Annotated in this window: 16 protein-coding genes and 1 tRNA gene; 13 read left to right on the top strand and 4 right to left on the bottom strand. The window is 59.3% G+C overall.

Annotated features, from left to right (window positions below; translation table 11 throughout):
* Window positions 1–154 precede the first annotated feature (154 nt).
* From PQR62_RS19320 to PQR62_RS19310, 3 genes are all read left to right on the top strand, one after another.
* Window positions 155–1366 carry a cation:proton antiporter gene (locus tag PQR62_RS19320; RefSeq protein ID WP_408159634.1) on the top strand — a complete coding sequence of 404 codons (1212 nt, stop codon included), beginning with the start codon at window positions 155–157 and terminating at the stop codon, window positions 1364–1366.
* A 188-nt stretch (window positions 1367–1554) separates the two neighbouring features.
* Entirely contained in the window at window positions 1555–2667 is a 1113-nt protein-coding gene (locus PQR62_RS19315) for a YbdK family carboxylate-amine ligase (RefSeq protein ID WP_408159707.1), read from the top strand.
* Window positions 2668–2833: 166 nt separating this feature from the next.
* Complete coding sequence (locus tag PQR62_RS19310) at window positions 2834–4030, top strand: BaiN/RdsA family NAD(P)/FAD-dependent oxidoreductase (RefSeq protein ID WP_408159633.1); 1197 nt, start codon at window positions 2834–2836, stop codon at window positions 4028–4030.
* A gap of 34 nt (window positions 4031–4064) precedes the next feature.
* Here PQR62_RS19310 and PQR62_RS19305 read toward each other — a convergent pair whose 3' ends face one another.
* On the bottom strand, window positions 4065–4316 hold the full coding sequence (locus tag PQR62_RS19305; RefSeq protein ID WP_408159632.1) for a hypothetical protein: 252 nt from the start codon (window positions 4314–4316) through the stop codon (window positions 4065–4067).
* Between the two features lie 82 nt (window positions 4317–4398).
* Here PQR62_RS19305 and rpsU point away from each other — a divergent pair, with 82 nt between their 5' ends.
* From rpsU to dnaG, 3 genes are all read left to right on the top strand, one after another.
* The gene (gene rpsU, locus PQR62_RS19300; protein WP_005877634.1) at window positions 4399–4611 is read left to right on the top strand and encodes a 30S ribosomal protein S21; all 213 of its coding nucleotides are present in this window, start codon (window positions 4399–4401) and stop codon (window positions 4609–4611) included.
* A 280-nt stretch (window positions 4612–4891) separates the two neighbouring features.
* Window positions 4892–5341, top strand: coding sequence for a GatB/YqeY domain-containing protein (locus tag PQR62_RS19295; protein WP_408159631.1), 450 nt, complete (start codon window positions 4892–4894; stop codon window positions 5339–5341).
* 43 nt (window positions 5342–5384) lie between these two features.
* On the top strand, window positions 5385–7157 hold the full coding sequence (gene dnaG, locus PQR62_RS19290; RefSeq protein WP_408159630.1) for a DNA primase: 1773 nt from the start codon (window positions 5385–5387) through the stop codon (window positions 7155–7157).
* 445 nt (window positions 7158–7602) lie between these two features.
* On the opposite strand, the gene PQR62_RS19285 is transcribed toward dnaG, so the two are convergent.
* A complete protein-coding gene (locus tag PQR62_RS19285; RefSeq protein WP_408159629.1) occupies window positions 7603–7809 on the bottom strand; it encodes a hypothetical protein in 207 nt (68 codons plus the stop codon).
* Between the two features lie 148 nt (window positions 7810–7957).
* On the opposite strand from PQR62_RS19285, the gene rpoD reads away from it, so the two are divergent.
* The 5 genes from rpoD to PQR62_RS19260 all read left to right on the top strand — a co-directional run bounded on the left by rpoD (window position 7958) and on the right by PQR62_RS19260 (window position 11152).
* On the top strand, window positions 7958–10183 hold the full coding sequence (gene rpoD / locus PQR62_RS19280) for an RNA polymerase sigma factor RpoD (RefSeq protein WP_408159628.1): 2226 nt from the start codon (window positions 7958–7960) through the stop codon (window positions 10181–10183).
* Window positions 10184–10226: 43 nt separating this feature from the next.
* Window positions 10227–10305: transfer RNA gene (locus tag PQR62_RS19275), tRNA-Ile, on the top strand.
* Window positions 10306–10539: 234 nt separating this feature from the next.
* On the top strand, window positions 10540–10749 hold the full coding sequence (locus tag PQR62_RS19270; RefSeq protein WP_408159627.1) for a hypothetical protein: 210 nt from the start codon (window positions 10540–10542) through the stop codon (window positions 10747–10749).
* Window positions 10750–10856: 107 nt separating this feature from the next.
* A complete protein-coding gene (locus tag PQR62_RS19265) occupies window positions 10857–11003 on the top strand; it encodes a hypothetical protein (RefSeq protein ID WP_408159626.1) in 147 nt (48 codons plus the stop codon).
* A gap of 17 nt (window positions 11004–11020) precedes the next feature.
* A complete protein-coding gene (locus tag PQR62_RS19260) occupies window positions 11021–11152 on the top strand; it encodes a hypothetical protein (RefSeq protein WP_408159625.1) in 132 nt (43 codons plus the stop codon).
* An 18-nt stretch (window positions 11153–11170) separates the two neighbouring features.
* Here the strand turns inward: PQR62_RS19260 and PQR62_RS19255 are convergent, their stop codons facing one another.
* Window positions 11171–12109: an AraC family transcriptional regulator gene (locus PQR62_RS19255; protein WP_408159624.1), complete on the bottom strand. Its 939-nt coding sequence runs from the start codon at window positions 12107–12109 to the stop codon at window positions 11171–11173.
* Window positions 12110–12233: 124 nt separating this feature from the next.
* On the opposite strand from PQR62_RS19255, the gene PQR62_RS19250 reads away from it, so the two are divergent.
* Entirely contained in the window at window positions 12234–13127 is an 894-nt protein-coding gene (locus PQR62_RS19250) for an SDR family oxidoreductase (RefSeq protein ID WP_408159623.1), read from the top strand.
* A 34-nt stretch (window positions 13128–13161) separates the two neighbouring features.
* Here the strand turns inward: PQR62_RS19250 and PQR62_RS19245 are convergent, their stop codons facing one another.
* On the bottom strand, window positions 13162–14502 hold the full coding sequence (locus tag PQR62_RS19245) for an aminotransferase-like domain-containing protein (protein ID WP_408159622.1): 1341 nt from the start codon (window positions 14500–14502) through the stop codon (window positions 13162–13164).
* An 88-nt stretch (window positions 14503–14590) separates the two neighbouring features.
* On the opposite strand from PQR62_RS19245, the gene PQR62_RS19240 reads away from it, so the two are divergent.
* Window positions 14591–15208 (top strand): DJ-1/PfpI family protein, encoded by a 618-nt coding sequence (locus PQR62_RS19240; RefSeq protein ID WP_408159621.1) that lies wholly within the window; start codon window positions 14591–14593, stop codon window positions 15206–15208.
* The last annotated feature ends 200 nt before the right edge of the window (window positions 15209–15408 follow it).

The following is a 15408-nucleotide window of genomic DNA, read 5'->3' as shown; positions in this document are numbered from 1 at the left end:
TAAATTGAAGCAAGGCAAATAATTATTCCGTTGTAATATAAAAAAGGTGTTGCGGCGAGGTGGCTATCCTCCGTTTTTTTTGCCGCAATCTGCGTGCCGCCTGCATGGTGCGCGCAGTCTCAATAAATCTCAAAAACATTGCACAGGAGGAGATATGGAGTGGGCTCTTCCGTCTTTCACCCTCGCACAGCCGCTTCAATGGAATGCCTTGCTGGTATTCGGCGGCCTGCTGCTGTTCGGGTTGATCGCGGGCTACGTAGTATCAAAATCTCCCTGGGTGCCACGCATCACCGGCTATTTGCTGGTCGGCTTCATTCTCGGTAGCGGCGGTCTCAATCTGCTGTCTGGCGAGGTGCTCAAGGTCACTAATATTTTTGCCGATGTCGCCATGGCGCTGGTGGTCTATCAGCTCGGCCGCTATGTTGATATAGGCTGGCTGCGGCGCGAAAAATGGCTGCTGGCCACGGTCGGCGTCAGCGCCGTACTGTGCTTCGGTTTCGTCAGTCTGGCGTTGATGTGGTTCGGTACTTCGTCGGTGCTGGCGCTGATTGGCGGCGTGATGGCGATTGCCACCGCTCCGGCTGTGGTGCTGGTGGTGCTGCGCGACGTCAAGGCCGAAGGCCAGGTTACGCGGCGGCTGGCGGCAATGACTGCACTCAACAATTTCGTGGCGGTGCTGGCGGCGTACGCCTTGCTGCCGGTGATTGCACATGAAGCCGGCACGCCGGTGCTGACCTTGATTCAGCACACCCTGTATTCGCTGGGCGGCGCTTTCCTGCTGGCGTATCTGACTTACTGGCTGATGATGCCGCTGGCACGCCTGCTGGGACGTCAGCGCAGTGGCCAGTTCGTGCTGGTGATTTCGGTGATTTCGCTGGCCATCGGCGTGGCGCATGCCTTCCATCTGCCGGTCATGCTGACCATGCTGATCTTTGCGATTCTGTCCAAGAATCTGGATCGCCAGTACGATCTGATGGAGCTCGAATTCGGTGTCGCCAACGAACTCTTCATCGTGATGCTGTTCATCACCGTGGGCGCATCGATGCAATTGTCCGACCTCAGTCTGCTCGGTTTCTCGGTGCTGATTCTGGTGGCGGCGCGTTTTGTCGCGATGGGCTGCGGCGTATTTCTGTTCGCACGCTTTGCCAAGATGAACTGGAAGCAGGCGTCGCTGCTGACACTGGGCACGCTGCCCATGACCGAGGCCGGGCTGGGGCTGATGCAAACGCTCTCGACGCTGTATCCGCATACGGCTGCGGCGGTCTTGCCGCTGCTGGCGGGAACCTTGATCGTGCTCGAATTGCTGGGCCCGGTCGCCACGCAATTTGCGTTAATCAAATCAGGTGAAAGTGGACGTGAATCATGATCGACACACTTATCCGGAATGACAGAGCAGACGCCGCGCAAGGCGACGCCGCTTATCCAGCTTCGACCGTGGGCGAAAATCATGCCGCCGTCGGCTCCGCGCAGACCGTCAGCCATTCGGGCGGACATACCGCTACGCCGCAGAGCAGCGCCGGGGTCTTGCCGTTTACTTCATCGACGCCGTTCACCATGGGCATCGAGCTGGAGCTGCAACTGGTCAACCGGCGCAACTACAATCTCGCCAGCGATGCCGTCGATCTGCTGACCTGGATCACCCCGCGCGATCTGCAAAAGCAGATCAAGCTGGAAATGACCCAGGGCATGATCGAGCTCAACTCCAACATCCACACCCGTGTGGACGAGCTGATCGAAGAATTGAAAGGCTTGCGCGCGGCGCTCAACCGCGGCGCGCAGCATCTGAATATCGACGTCTCCGGCGGCGGTGCACACCCCTTTCAGCACTGGAACGAGCAGCGCATCACGCCGAGCGAGCGCTTCCATCATCTGCACGAAAAATACGGCTACCTGGCCAAGACCTTCACGGTGTTCGGTCAGCACATTCACATCGGCGTGCCGAACGGTGACGATGCCCTGTATCTGACGCATGCCTTCTCGCGTTACGTGCCGCATTTCATCGCGCTGTCGGCGGCGTCGCCGTTCTATCAGGGCGCCGATACCAAGTTCGATTCTTCGCGCAGCAACGTGGTGCGCGCCTTCCCGTTGTCGGGCACGGCGCCGGTGCATACCAAGTGGGCCGAGTTTGAAACCTATTACGACGAGTTGCTGCAGATGGGCATCGTCGGCAGCATGAAGGACTTCTACTGGGATATTCGTCCCAAGCCGGAATACGGCACCGTGGAAATCCGCGTCTGCGACACCCCGCTGACCATTGAGCACGCAGCCCATCTGGGCGCCTATGCGCAATTGCTGGCGCGCTGGATTCTGACCGAACGGCCATTCACGGTCGGCGACGATTTCTATCTGCTGTATCAGTTCAATCGCTTCGAAGCCAGCCGCTATGGCTTGAATGGCATGCTGGCGCAGCACGGCGAGACACCGGCCCTGTCGAGCAAGATGCCGATCTATGAGCATCTGTTGCGCCAGCTCGATATGCTGCTTCCGTATGTGCAGAACGAGGCCGAGCATCTGACGCTGCAGCGCCTGCGTCGCATGGCGCATGACCGCGTCAGCGATGCCGGCTGGTTGCGTCAGATGTTCGATCAGCGCGGCACGCTTAACGACATGATGCGTCTGTCTTCAGAACTCTGGATGGGCGAGGCGCCGCCGCCTTATTTTCAGTAACGGTAGTGCGCGGGCGATTCCTGGCCCGCTTGTACGCCTTCAGTGTCAAACCAGGTCCGATGCGGATATGATTCGCCTCGGACCTTTTTCTTTTCTTTGTCGCCGCGCTCATCGGTACTGATGACGCTGGCGCAAAGCCTTTGATTTCCTCGGGCTGTCAACAATAATGAGCAAGCAATTCGACGTCGCCGTGATCGGCGCCGGCGCGGCCGGCATGATGTGTGCGGCCGTCGCCGCCCAGCGCGGTCGCAAGGTAGTGCTGATCGACCATGCCGCACGGCTGGCGGAGAAGATCCGCATTTCGGGCGGCGGTCGCTGCAATTTCACCAATGTCGGCGCCACGCCGCAGAACTATCTGTCGCAGAATCCGCATTTCTGCAAAAGCGCCTTGTCGCGCTACACGCCGCAGGACTTTGTGGCCTTGGTCAAGCGCCATCGCATCGGCTTCCATGAGAAGCACAAGGGCCAGTTGTTTTGCGACGAGTCGGCCGAAGACATCATCGCCATGCTCAAGGCCGAGTGCGATCAGGGCGGCGTCAGCTGGATGATGCCGTGTGCAGTGAATGGCATCGGCAAGAGCGGCGAGCTGTTTCGCATCGATACCGGCGCCGGCGAAGTGCTGGCGGCCAGTGTGGTGATTGCCACCGGCGGGCTGTCGATTCCCAAGATCGGGGCGACTGATTTCGCCTATCGTATTGCCACGCAGTTCGGTCTCAGGATGGTCGAGACGCAGCCCGGCCTGGTGCCGCTGACTTTCGATGGCGGCGCCTCGCAGGCGCTCTCGGCGCTGGCCGGTATTGCCGTGCAGGCGGAGGTGGAAACCGGCGTCAAGAAAGGACGCGGCTATTTTCTGGAAGACTTGCTGTTCACGCATCGCGGCTTGTCCGGGCCTGCAATTTTGCAGATTTCCAGTTATTGGCGGCCGGGCGGGGCGCTGAGCATCAATTTCCTGCCGGAAGTCGACGTCGCCGAAGCACTGATCGAAGGCAAGGGCACGCTGAAAAAGAACCTGAGCAATCTGCTGGCGCAATGGCTGCCGGGCCGCATGGTCGAAGGCTGGCTGGAGCTCAACGGCTTCGACGGCGCGGCGCGCATTGCCGACATGCCGGACAAGGGCTTGCGCCAGTTGGGCGATTCGCTCAACCGCTGGAGCATCAGGCCGAGTGGGTCGGAAGGTTATAAGAAAGCCGAAGTCACGCTGGGCGGCGTCGATACGCGCGAGCTGTCGCAGCAGAGCATGATGGTCAACAGCGTGCCGGGCCTGCATTTCATCGGCGAAGCAATCGACGTCACCGGCTGGCTGGGCGGTTACAACTTCCAGTGGGCCTGGGCCTCGGGTGTGGCGGCGGGGCAGGCGGTCTGATGCTGAGAGCGGTGAGTCTCACGTGTGAGTCCGCCTATTCCTGACAGCGAGGATTTGTTGGCGCGAGGGCATCCGGCCGCCTCAGGTTGGCATCGCCTTGGCCTGTGGCGACTTCGCAGCGCTGAACAATGGCTTCGTGCATCTGGTTTTTCACTTGATTTTTGCTCTCTTCATGGCGTTTTACGCCTGAAACTGCCTTAAAAATGCTCAGGGCTTGCATGAACTGGACGTATGCAAATACTTGATTTTTAAATGGATTTCGGGTTGTCTTTGGAAAAAAAGCCACGACAAGACTTCCATTAAGGCCTGTGGTCTGATAAAATCGCTTTCTTTCCTGATCCAACCTAACCTTTTTGGTTTGAATTTACATGACCACTATTCGTCTTAAAGAAAACGAGCCGTTCGAAGTTGCAATGCGCCGCTTCAAGCGCACCATTGAAAAAACCGGTCTGCTGACCGAGTTGCGCGCGCGCGAGTTTTACGAAAAGCCGACAGCGGAACGCAAGCGCAAGCTGGCCGCAGCCGTGAAGCGCCACTACAAGCGCATCCGCAGCCAGCAACTGCCTAAGAAGATGTACTAAGAATTTTTTGTCGCGCTCTTTTGCGCGGCAATGTGTAAACCCGCTCCGGTGTTGGTCCGCAGCGGGTTTTCGCATTTAGCGTCTGCTTCTGGGTGTTCTCGCCGGACGTGCTTCAATATGCTTGAAGTGCGCATGCATGGGGCCGGTCTTGGGGCTGTGTACCCTGCGATTACTCCTGGCTTTCGCCTCTTCTGCGTTTGCGTCGTCTGATCAAGCGCGCTTCGCGTGCCCGACCTGGCGGCGCCGTCCTGTCCAACATCTCATCTCCGTGGAGTACGCAATGGGTTTAAAAGAGCAAATCACCGAAGACATGAAGGCCGCGATGCGCGCCAAGGATGCGGGCAAGCTGGGCACGATCCGTCTGCTGACTGCTGCCATGAAGCAAAAGGAAGTGGATGAGCGCATTGAAATCACTGACGCCATCGTGCTGGTCATCATCGAAAAGATGATCAAGCAGCGCAAGGATTCCATCAGCCAGTTCGAAGCCGGCGGTCGCCAGGATCTGGCCGATATCGAAAAGGCCGAGCTGGTCATTCTGTCGGGCTACATGCCTGCCGGCCTGTCGGAAGATGAAATCAAGGCCGAGGTGCAGGCTGCTGTCGCCGCCACCGGCGCTGCCGGTCCGCAGGACATGGGCAAGGTGATGGGTGTACTCAAGCCCAAGCTGGCCGGTCGCGCCGACATGACGGCCGTGTCCGCTCTGGTCAAGGCTGCATTGGTGCCGGCCTGAGCCGGTCGCATCTTTTAGCTGACGTGGCGGGCGGTCGAACTCTGTGATTCCACAGTCGTTTATCCAGGATTTGTTGAATCGCGTCGATATCGTCGACGTGGTGGGCCGCTATGTGCCTTTGAAAAAAGGCGGGGCGAACTTCATGGGCTTGTGCCCGTTCCACAATGAAAAGTCGCCCAGCTTTACCGTCAGTCCGACCAAGCAGTTTTATCACTGCTTCGGTTGCGGTGCGCACGGCACCGCCATCAGTTTTCTGATCGAATATTCCGGCCTCGGCTTCGTCGATGCCGTGAAGGATCTGGCGCAGGGCGTCGGCATGACCGTGCCGGACAATGACGACAAGATTCCGCCGGCGCAGCGCGCCGAGTATCAGGCCAAGAGCCTGGCGCTGTCGGATGTGATGACGCGCGCTTGCGATTTTTATCGCCAGCAATTGCGCGCGGCGCCGCCGGCCATCGATTATCTGAAAGGTCGCGGCCTGACTGGTGAAATCGCCGCCCGTTTCGGGCTGGGCTATTCGCCGGACGAGTGGGACAGCCTGCGCGGCGTGTTTCCCGATTACGACATCGAGGCGCTGGTCGAGGCCGGTCTGGTGATCGACAAGAGCGACGACAACGGCGCGCATCGCAAGCGTTACGACCGTTTCCGCCATCGGGTGATGTTCCCGATCCGCAATACCAAGGGGCAGGTGATCGGCTTCGGCGGCCGCGTGATGGACGGCGGCGAGCCCAAGTACTTGAACTCGCCGGAAACACCCCTATTTCAAAAAGGTAGCGAGTTGTACGGCCTGTTTGAAGCGCGGCAGGCCATTCGCGAAGCTGGCTATGCGCTGGTGACCGAAGGCTACATGGATGTGGTTGCGCTGGCGCAACTGGGATTCCCGCAGGCGGTGGCGACGCTTGGTACGGCGTGTACGCCTATTCACGTGCAGAAGCTGCTGCGTCAGACCGATCAGGTGATTTTCAGCTTTGATGGCGACAAGGCCGGACGGCGTGCAGCGCGACGCGCGCTGGAAGCCTGCCTGCCGCACGCCTCGGACAATAAGGTAATTCGTTTCCTGTTTTTGCCGACCGAGCATGATCCGGACAGCTATGTGCGCGAGATGGGCGCAGATGCTTTCGAGCAGCAGATTCAGGAGGCCATGCCGCTGTCGCAATTCTTGCTCAAGGAAGTGATCGGCGAGAGCGACCTGAGCACGCCGGAAGGCCGCGCCCGCGTGCAATTTGACGCCAAGCCGATGTTGCAGGCTTTGCCGCCGTCCGGCTTGCGGTTGCAGATCGTGCGCAGTCTGGCGGGGGTCACGCAGTCAACTCCGGGTGAGATCGAGGCCTTGTTCGATCTTGCCAAGCCGATTGCACGCGTCAAAGTGGCGCCGCCCAAGAGCAAGCGCATGGCGCCGGTGGGTCTGGAGCGCCAGATCATACGTTTGCTGGTGGCGCATCCGCGTCTGGGCGCCGAGCTGGATGACGATGCATTGCGTGCGGTCGCGCATCTGGCCCCGGATCAGGCGCAGATGCTGAAGCAATTGGTGGACGCGATCCGCGATATGGGCGAGCAGGCCAGTTTCGCCAGTCTGGTTGAGCATCTGCGGGAGGCCGGCGACGGCTTCGACACCATGATTGCGGAAATCGCTGCCGAGACCGAGTCTGAATTCGAGCTGGTGCAGATAGAAATGAGCAGCGCCGTCAGGCAATGCAAGATACGCGCGGTGGATGAAGAGCTGCAACGTCTGGCCTCGACCAATCTCGGCAATGAAGAGTTGCGCAATCGCTATCGCGAATTGTCGCAGTACAAGGAAATGCTGAAGCGCGGTTGATGCGTGCGGAGGCCGCCGTGATGGGTTTCCGTGGCTGGCGCCGTATAAAGTTTCTCTTTTGCAATCGAGCAGGCTCAGGACGCATTGAATTGACGCAAATTAGCCATTTCAATGAGCAGGTAATCACTTGCAAAGCCTTGATTCCAAGGGAAATATGACCATATCTGTAGTATAATGTCCGGCTTTAGTTCCGCCATCGACACGCCCGCAGGGCCGATTTCAGCGCAGAACACACAGCAAAAAAGAGGTCCTTCGCAGGACCCTTCAGATCTTCGGATACAACAGGATTTGCCCGTTTTAGCAATATCAGGGGCGGGAGAAATAAGGAACGTTGCGCGTGCAGCTGTAGTCTACGGGGTTGTCAAAGCTCCATAAGCTTTGTTGAGCCCGGGACTAGGATGTCACTGCATTTTTAGCATGAATGATTTGCGCAATGAGGGAAAACTCAATTGGCAGTTGATTCTATGACGAATGCAATGAAGAAACCCGCGAAAACGCCAGCAGTCTCCGCAAAAAGCAAGAACCCGGCATCGGCGGTAAAATCGCCGGACGGTGCCAAAGCAACTTCGCGGACCGTTGCCGCCAAAGCCGCCAGCAAGACTGCAGCGGTGAAAGCGACAAGTCCCGCAAAGGCAGTGAAATCGACGGCCAAGACTGCTTCGGCAGCTACGCCGAAAAAAGCGGTAGCGAAGGCTCCCGCCAAGCCGGTACGCGCAGCAGCGCCCAAAGCGACTGCAGCGCCAGCCAAAAAGTTATCTCAAGCCGCCGAGCAAGCGGCTTCCGTGAAATCGAAAGCTTCCGTGACAAACAAGAAACCCGAATCCAAGACAGCCAAGCCGATCAAAGCAGCAGCAAAGATCGAGTCTAAAGACGTCACCGCGATGGCCGCGTCCGGCGTGAGTCAAACTACCGATGCCGCTGCTCTGGCCGCCATCGACACGTCTGGCTACATTTTGCCGTCGGTCAAGGTGCCGGGCCGTCGCGGTCGCAAGCCGAAAGAATTCCAGCCTGAGAACGACGAAATCGCCGCACTCAACGCGGTCGAACGCGCTGAGCTGAAGGCGGTCGACAAGGCCAAGGCCAAGGATCGCAAAGCCAAGGAAAAGGCCTTGCTGAAGGACGCATTCTCGTCCGACACCGAAGCCAGCGAAGAAGAACTCGAACGCCGCCGTCAGAAGCTCAAGACGCTGATCAAGCTGGGCAAGGAGCGCGGCTTCCTGACCTTCTCCGAAATCAACGATCACCTGCCGGAAAACATCGTCGATCCGGAAGCGATCGAAGGCATCATCGGCACCTTCAACGACATGGGCATCTCGATCTACGAGCATGCGCCTGACGCTGAAACCCTGCTGCTGTCTGACAACGTCGCCAATGTCGCCAGCGATGACGACGCCGAAGCTGCGGCTGAAGCCGCGCTGTCGACCGTTGATTCCGACTTCGGCCGCACCACCGACCCGGTTCGCATGTACATGCGTGAAATGGGTTCGGTCGAGCTGCTGACCCGCGAAGGCGAAATCGAAATCGCCAAGCGTATCGAAGACGGCCTCAAGGACATGATCCAGGCGATCTCGGCTTGCCCGACCACGATCGCTGAAATCCTGGTCGCCGCCGACAAGATCACCCGTGATGAAATCAAGGTCGACGAAATCGTCGACGGTCTGGTCGATCTGAACGAAAGCGTGCAACCGGTTGAAGCTGCGTCTGCCTCTGAGGATGAAGAAGAGGAAGAAGACGAAGAAGAGGAAGAGGACGAAGAAGAAAGCGAAGGCTCCAGCACTGCCGGCGCCGCAGGTTTCTCCGCCGAACAGCTGGAACAGCTCAAGCGCGACGCGCTGGGCAAGTTCGCGACCATCTCGCAGCAATTTGAAAACATGCGCAAGGCCTTCGAAAAGGAAGGCTACAACTCCAAGCCTTACGTCAAGGCGCAAGAGATCATTTCGAACGAACTGCTGGGCATCCGCTTCACCGCCAAGGTTGTCGAAAAGCTGTGCGACACACTGCGTGCCCAGGTGGACGAAGTCCGCCAGATCGAGCGTCAGATCCTCGACGTCGCAGTGAACAAGTGCAACATGCCGCGCTCGCACTTCATCAAGGTCTTCCCGGGTAACGAAGTGAACCTGGACTGGGTCGATGGAGAAGTCAACGGCAACCACGACTACAGCGTGGTGCTGAGCCGTAACGTGCCTGCGATCAAGGAACTGCAGCAAAAACTGATCGACCTGCAGGCGCGCGTTGTCCTGCCACTACCGGATCTGCGCGGTATCAACCGCAAGATGGGCGCCGGCGAGAAGAAGGCGCGCATGGCCAAGCGTGAAATGACCGAGGCCAACCTGCGTCTCGTGATCTCGATCGCCAAGAAGTACACCAACCGTGGTCTGCAATTCCTGGATCTGATCCAGGAAGGCAATATCGGTCTGATGAAGGCTGTGGACAAGTTCGAATATCGTCGCGGCTACAAATTCTCGACCTACGCGACATGGTGGATCCGTCAGGCGATCACCCGTTCGATCGCCGATCAGGCGCGCACCATCCGTATTCCGGTGCACATGATCGAAACGATCAACAAGATGAACCGCATCTCGCGTCAGATCCTGCAAGAAACCGGCGCCGAGCCGGATCCTGCAACTCTGGCGATCAAGATGGAAATGCCGGAAGACAAGATCCGCAAGATCATGAAGATCGCCAAAGAGCCGATCTCCATGGAAACGCCGATCGGTGACGACGACGATTCGCATCTGGGCGACTTCATCGAAGACAACAACACATTGGCGCCGGCCGATGCGGCCTTGCATGCTTCGATGCGCGGTGTGGTCAAGGACATCCTCGACTCCCTGACACCACGTGAAGCCAAGGTGCTGCGCATGCGTTTCGGTATCGAAATGTCGACCGACCACACGCTGGAAGAAGTCGGTAAGCAATTCGACGTCACGCGTGAGCGCATCCGTCAAATAGAAGCAAAAGCGCTGCGCAAGCTGCGCCATCCTTCCCGTTCCGACAAGCTGAAGAGCTTCCTCGAAGGAAATTAAGAGTGTCAGAGCCGGTCGGTGATAAAATCGCCGCCCGGTTTCAGGCCCTCTAGCTCATGCTTGGTTAGAGCAGCGGACTCATAATCCGTTGGTGCCGTGTTCGACTCACGGGGGGGCCACCAGCACTGAAGCGGCTTAGCGTCTTATCACGCTAAGCCGCTTTTTCTTTTGCTGGGGGATTTTTTGTCCATTTATTCCAAATTTAGTCCGGCAATCCACCGCGCGCCGCGGCAGAGAATTGCTTGTCGCATGCTCTCAACAACGGAGGGCAATATTTCAACTGAAATAAATCCGTTCTCACCTGAAATACACCCGCAACCATAAAAAAACAAAATAGATCCCAAGCCGAGACTGAGATGCAAAAAAAGCAGCCTGCTGGTTCGGCCCTTTACTGCTCATCAATCAACCATTCGGAGGATCTCATGCGTACCGCTTTCATCACCACCTTGTTTATGATTGCCGCCAATGTCCAGGCTGCTGAAATTGCAGGTCTGCCGACCATTCAGGCGATGTCCGACTTCTCGCGTTCGCTTTACAAATTCATGAGCTACTTTCCTTTCGCCTGAGGCGGGGCCTAAGGCGAATCTCGAGCTCGCACGTATGTGAGCGATGATTGATCTGTGATTCCAGCCCGGTCAGCATGACCTCGGTTGGCATTCAAATGGAGAACGACATGGACGATTCTATTTTTCTGCTGGCGCAAGAGATGACACACTTTTTCGACGCCATCAGCATGCTGGTGGAATCCTTCCACGGCGAAGCGCCGGCCTGTCTGCATGAGGCTTGCGCCAGGTCCTTCCACATCGCATTTGCGCGCTGAAGCGGAGTGCAGGAGTAATGCGCCGCCTGTTGATGATGTCCCTCATGCCGACCGCCTTCGACGCGCAGGCCGGTAGCGGCCAAGGGCATGCCGCCGCCGCACCGCTTCTCAAGCTGGCCAGATTCTGGGCGCGCCTGATTGCGGCTTAGTTACGGCTTAATTGCGGCTCAGTTGCCTGCATTCGCAGCGAGGATGCCGGTCGGCGTGCCCGCGCGGCGATGTTCTCTCGGCGTACAGGCCATGACGCGTTTGAAGGCTTTGCCGAATGCGCTTTCGGATTCGTAACCGAGCGCGAGGGCGATGGCGGACGTCGATTCGCCGGAGTTTCTGAGGCGGTCGCCGGCCAGCAGCATGCGCCAGCGGGTGAGGTATTCCATCGGCGTTTCACCGACCATTTGCTTGAAGCGCAGGGCGAAGATCGAGCGTGACATGCCGACCTGTACCGCCAGTTTCTGCAGCGTCCAGCGGTGCGCCGGATCATCGTGCATGCATCTGATCGCCGCGCCCATGCGTTTGTCGGCCAGCGCGAACAGCCAGCCGACGCCATCCTTGTCCTGATCCGCCAGATGCAGCCGCAAGGCTTGCACCAGCATCATGTAGGCCAGTTGCTGCGCGATCAATGCGCTGCCCGGCTGCGGGTCGGCCAGTTCTTCTTTCATCCGTTCCAGCGACCAGCGCATCGCCGCTTTGTCCGACTCCTTGCGGATGTGCACGATGGGCGCCAGCGAATTCAACAGGAAATCGGCATGACTGCCGGTCAGCCCGAAATGGCCGCCGACCAGGTAGCAGTTCTTGCCGCCTTTGGCAGGGACTTCGCCACCCGATTTTCGGGTCAGGCGAAAGGTCTGGAAATCGATGGGCGTAGCCGACAGATCGGTGGCGAGACGGAACGGTGGGCCGGGCGGCAGGAGATAGCAGTCGCCGGCGGTAAGCAGCACCGGCTCGGCCACGCCCTCCACGGACAGCCAGCATTCACCGGAGACCACCGCATAGCATTTGATGCCCGCATGCGCCGGCCACTGGATGGAGGCGTCGCCGATCAGAAAGCCGCCCGATACGTAGCTGCGGGGTTTGAGCAAGGACAGTACATCAGAAAGAGGATCCATGATATCCGGACGATTGAGCCAATAATGCGGACTGTATGGCATTGATGGTGCCGATGCAAGCGCCTATATTTGCTCCCATCGGATTGCAGCTGACGTCCGCAACTCAAGCAAAGGCACATTCATCATGCGTATTTTTCTGACCGGCGCGACCGGTTTCATCGGCACCGCCATTGTGGCGGAACTCATCCGGGCCGGCCATCAGGTGCTCGGCCTGACCCGTTCGGAGGAAGGTGCACAGGCGCTGCTGGCGGCCGGCGCCGAAGTCCATCACGGCAATCTGGACGACAGGGAAAGCCTGCGGCGCGGAACGGCCATGGCCGACGGCGTCATTCACACCGCCTTCAATCACGACTTCTCGCAATTCGTGGCGAATTGCGAAGCCGATCGCCAGGTCATCGAGGCGCTCGGCGCAGAACTGGCGGGCTCTGATCGTCCGCTCATCATTACTTCAGGCGTCGGCATGGGCTCAAGCAGCAAGGCGCCGGGGCAGCCGGCGCTGGAAGACAACTTCAATCCGGATCACCCCAATCCGCGCAAAGCCTCGGAGCTGGCCGGTGCGGTGGTGGCCGGTCGCGGCGTCAACGTCTCGGTGGTGCGTCTGCCGCAAGTGCATGATCCACGGCGCCAGGGCCTGATCTCGCCACTGATTCAGATGGCGCGTGAAAAGGGCGTGTCGGCCTATGTGGGCGAGGGCGCCAATCGCTGGTCGGCGGTGCATCTGAGCGATGCCGCACGTCTTTACCGTCTGGCGGTCGAGCGGCAGCAGGCGGGCAGCAGATATCACGCGGTGGCGGAAGAGGGGATTGCGATGCGCGAGATCGCGGAGGTGATCGGGCGCGGCCTGAAGGTGCCGGTGCGCAGCATTGCGCCGGAAGAGGCTGCGGCGCAATTCAGCTGGCTCAGCGGCTTCGTCGGTCACGACATGTCGGCTTCCGGCGCCGTGACGCAGACCCTGCTGGGATGGCATCCGAGCGGTCCAGGGCTGATCGCCGATCTGGAGGCGATGAACTACGAATGAGATGCTACAGGTCGGCGAATGATGTCGGCTTCATTCAATACACATGTTCGCCGACCACTTTTCTCACTGTGCTCAAGGCTAGTTGCAGCGCATCCATCTCCACCGAGCCTAGCGCCAGCCGGATCGCGTGCGGCACATGCTCTGAGATGGCAAACGGCTCGGCGGTTGAGACCGAGACATTTTCGCGCAGCAGCGCCATCGCGATCTGATCGGCCCGTGCCTCTTCGGGCAACGGCAGCCACAGAAAATAAGAGGCCGGATGCGCGATGCAGTCCAGACCCTTGAGCAGTTTTTTTGCGAGCGCCTGACGACGGCTTGCATCTGCGCGTTTCTCCTGTTCCAGTCGGGCGACGGTGCCGTCTTCCAGCCAGCCGCAGGCGATGGCAGTCATGACCCCGGGCGTGTTCCAGGTAGTGGCGCGGATGGCTCTTTCGATCTTGGGTACCCAGGCCACAGGCGCCGCGACAAAGCCGACACGCAGTCCGGTGGCGACGCTCTTGGACAAGCCTGAGACATACACCGTGCTCTCCGGCGCCAGCGCGGCAATCGGCGGCGGCGGGGTGTCGGCCAGGAAGGCGTAGGCCGCATCTTCAATGATCAGCAGCCCGTGGCGGCGCGCCAGCGTCACCAGCTTCTTGCGCTGCGCCAGGCTCATGACCCAGCCCAGCGGATTGTGCAGGGTCGGCATGGTGTACAGCGCGCGCACGCGGCGGCGCCGGCACAGTTTTTCCAGCGCCTCCAGATCGGGGCCGTTTTCATTCGGCGCAGCGGGAATCGCGACCAGTTCCAGTCGCTGCGCGTCGGCCAGTACCTTGAATCCCGAATACGTCAGCGCATCGGCCGCCACCACGTCGCCCGGATTGAGCATGCTCATGGCAGCGGCGGCCAGTCCATGCTGCGCGCCGCTGACGATCACTATCTGCTCCGCCTCGACCGGCAATCCATGCGTGGCAAGATGGCGCGCCACCGTCGCCCGCTCATGCTGACGGCCGGCGTGCGGCTGATAGCGCAGCAGCGCTTCGAGATCGCCGCCTGCTGCAAGCTGGCGCAAGGCCTGGCTCAACAGACGGGTTTGTTCGGGCAGCGCGGGGTAGTTGAAGTTGAGATCGATCATGCCGGTCGCCGCCGCGTGCTGATCCACACCCTGGCCCGGAGGCAGTGCGGTTTCGCGCACGAAGGTGCCGCGCCCGGTTTCGCCGCTGACCAGACCCATGGCTTCCAGCTCGGCATACACGCGGGTGGCCGTCACCAGCGCCAGCTTCTCTTGCGCCGCCAGTTCGCGGTGCGTGGGCAGGCGCGTGCCGGGACGCAGCACCCCGCCGCGGATATCGGCAGCGAAACGATCGACCAGCGCTTTGTAGCGTGCCTGAACCATAGTTTATGTATCCATGACAATAATTTGATTGTGCTGATTGTGAGACATATCATCCCTCATCGCAATCGAACTTGAACAGGACCACGCCATGCACATCGCCATCCTCACCTTCGACGGTTTCAACGAACTCGATTCGCTGATCGCCTTCGGCATCCTCAATCGCATCAAGAAGCCCGACTGGCGCGTATCGATCGCCGGCGCCGACCAGCGCATCCGTTCCTGGAACGGTCTGGAAATCGAAGCGCATGTGGGCTTGGAAGAGGCCCGATACGCCGACGCCGTGATCGTCGGCAGCGGCGTAAGGACGCGCGAAATCGTCGCCGACCCAGCCATCATGACGCAGTTGCAGCTCGATCCGGCCAGACAACTATTGGGCGCGCAATGCTCCGGCACGCTGGTGCTGGCCAAACTGGGTTTGCTCGGCGGCGTGCCGGCCTGCACTGATCTGACCACCAAACCGTGGGTGCAGGAAGCCGGCGTCGAGGTCTTGAACCAGCCGTTTTTTGCGCGCGGCAATGTCGCCACGGCCGGCGGCTGTCTGGCATCCGGCTATCTGGCAGCGTGGGTGATTGCGCGTCTGGAAGGTCTCGATGCCGCAGAAAAGGCGATGCATTACGTCGCGCCGGTGGGCGAGAAAGAGGAATATGTGGCGCGCATGCTGGCGAACGTCGCGCAGTTTTTGCCTGAGACGGTGGTCGCAATCTGACTGGGAGAACGATGTCTTGAGGTGCAGAGGCGAGTGATGGTTGCTTGTTAAGTATTGAAGTGAGAGACGGTAGAGCAGTCGTTATTTCTAGGGACGGATAATTGCCGTAATTTAAATTTCTCCTTGGAAATATAACGTTGCTTTTCCGATGGGAAGTGTTCACCGCCCTTGCGGAGATCGCCATAGATAGTAATAATTCT

The sequence above is a fragment of the Herbaspirillum lusitanum genome (genome assembly GCF_046025995.1).
GTDB classification, from domain to species: domain Bacteria; phylum Pseudomonadota; class Gammaproteobacteria; order Burkholderiales; family Burkholderiaceae_D; genus Herbaspirillum; species Herbaspirillum lusitanum_A.
This window is presented reverse-complemented; position numbering and strand designations above follow the sequence as displayed.

Coding starts and splice junctions, on each gene's coding strand:
- PQR62_RS19320 (WP_408159634.1), top strand. CDS start 155: ATGGAGTGGGCTCTTCCGTCTTTCACCCTCGCACAGCCGCTTCAATGG.
- PQR62_RS19240 (WP_408159621.1), top strand. CDS start 14,591: ATGCACATCGCCATCCTCACCTTCGACGGTTTCAACGAACTCGATTCG.
- PQR62_RS19315 (WP_408159707.1), top strand. CDS start 1,555: ATGGGCATCGAGCTGGAGCTGCAACTGGTCAACCGGCGCAACTACAAT.
- rpsU (WP_005877634.1), top strand. CDS start 4,399: ATGACCACTATTCGTCTTAAAGAAAACGAGCCGTTCGAAGTTGCAATG.
- PQR62_RS19260 (WP_408159625.1), top strand. CDS start 11,021: ATGCGCCGCCTGTTGATGATGTCCCTCATGCCGACCGCCTTCGACGCG.
- PQR62_RS19245 (WP_408159622.1), bottom strand. CDS start 14,502: ATGGTTCAGGCACGCTACAAAGCGCTGGTCGATCGTTTCGCTGCCGAT.
- PQR62_RS19270 (WP_408159627.1), top strand. CDS start 10,540: ATGCAAAAAAAGCAGCCTGCTGGTTCGGCCCTTTACTGCTCATCAATC.
- PQR62_RS19310 (WP_408159633.1), top strand. CDS start 2,834: ATGAGCAAGCAATTCGACGTCGCCGTGATCGGCGCCGGCGCGGCCGGC.
- PQR62_RS19255 (WP_408159624.1), bottom strand. CDS start 12,109: ATGGATCCTCTTTCTGATGTACTGTCCTTGCTCAAACCCCGCAGCTAC.
- PQR62_RS19295 (WP_408159631.1), top strand. CDS start 4,892: ATGGGTTTAAAAGAGCAAATCACCGAAGACATGAAGGCCGCGATGCGC.
- PQR62_RS19250 (WP_408159623.1), top strand. CDS start 12,234: ATGCGTATTTTTCTGACCGGCGCGACCGGTTTCATCGGCACCGCCATT.
- PQR62_RS19265 (WP_408159626.1), top strand. CDS start 10,857: ATGGACGATTCTATTTTTCTGCTGGCGCAAGAGATGACACACTTTTTC.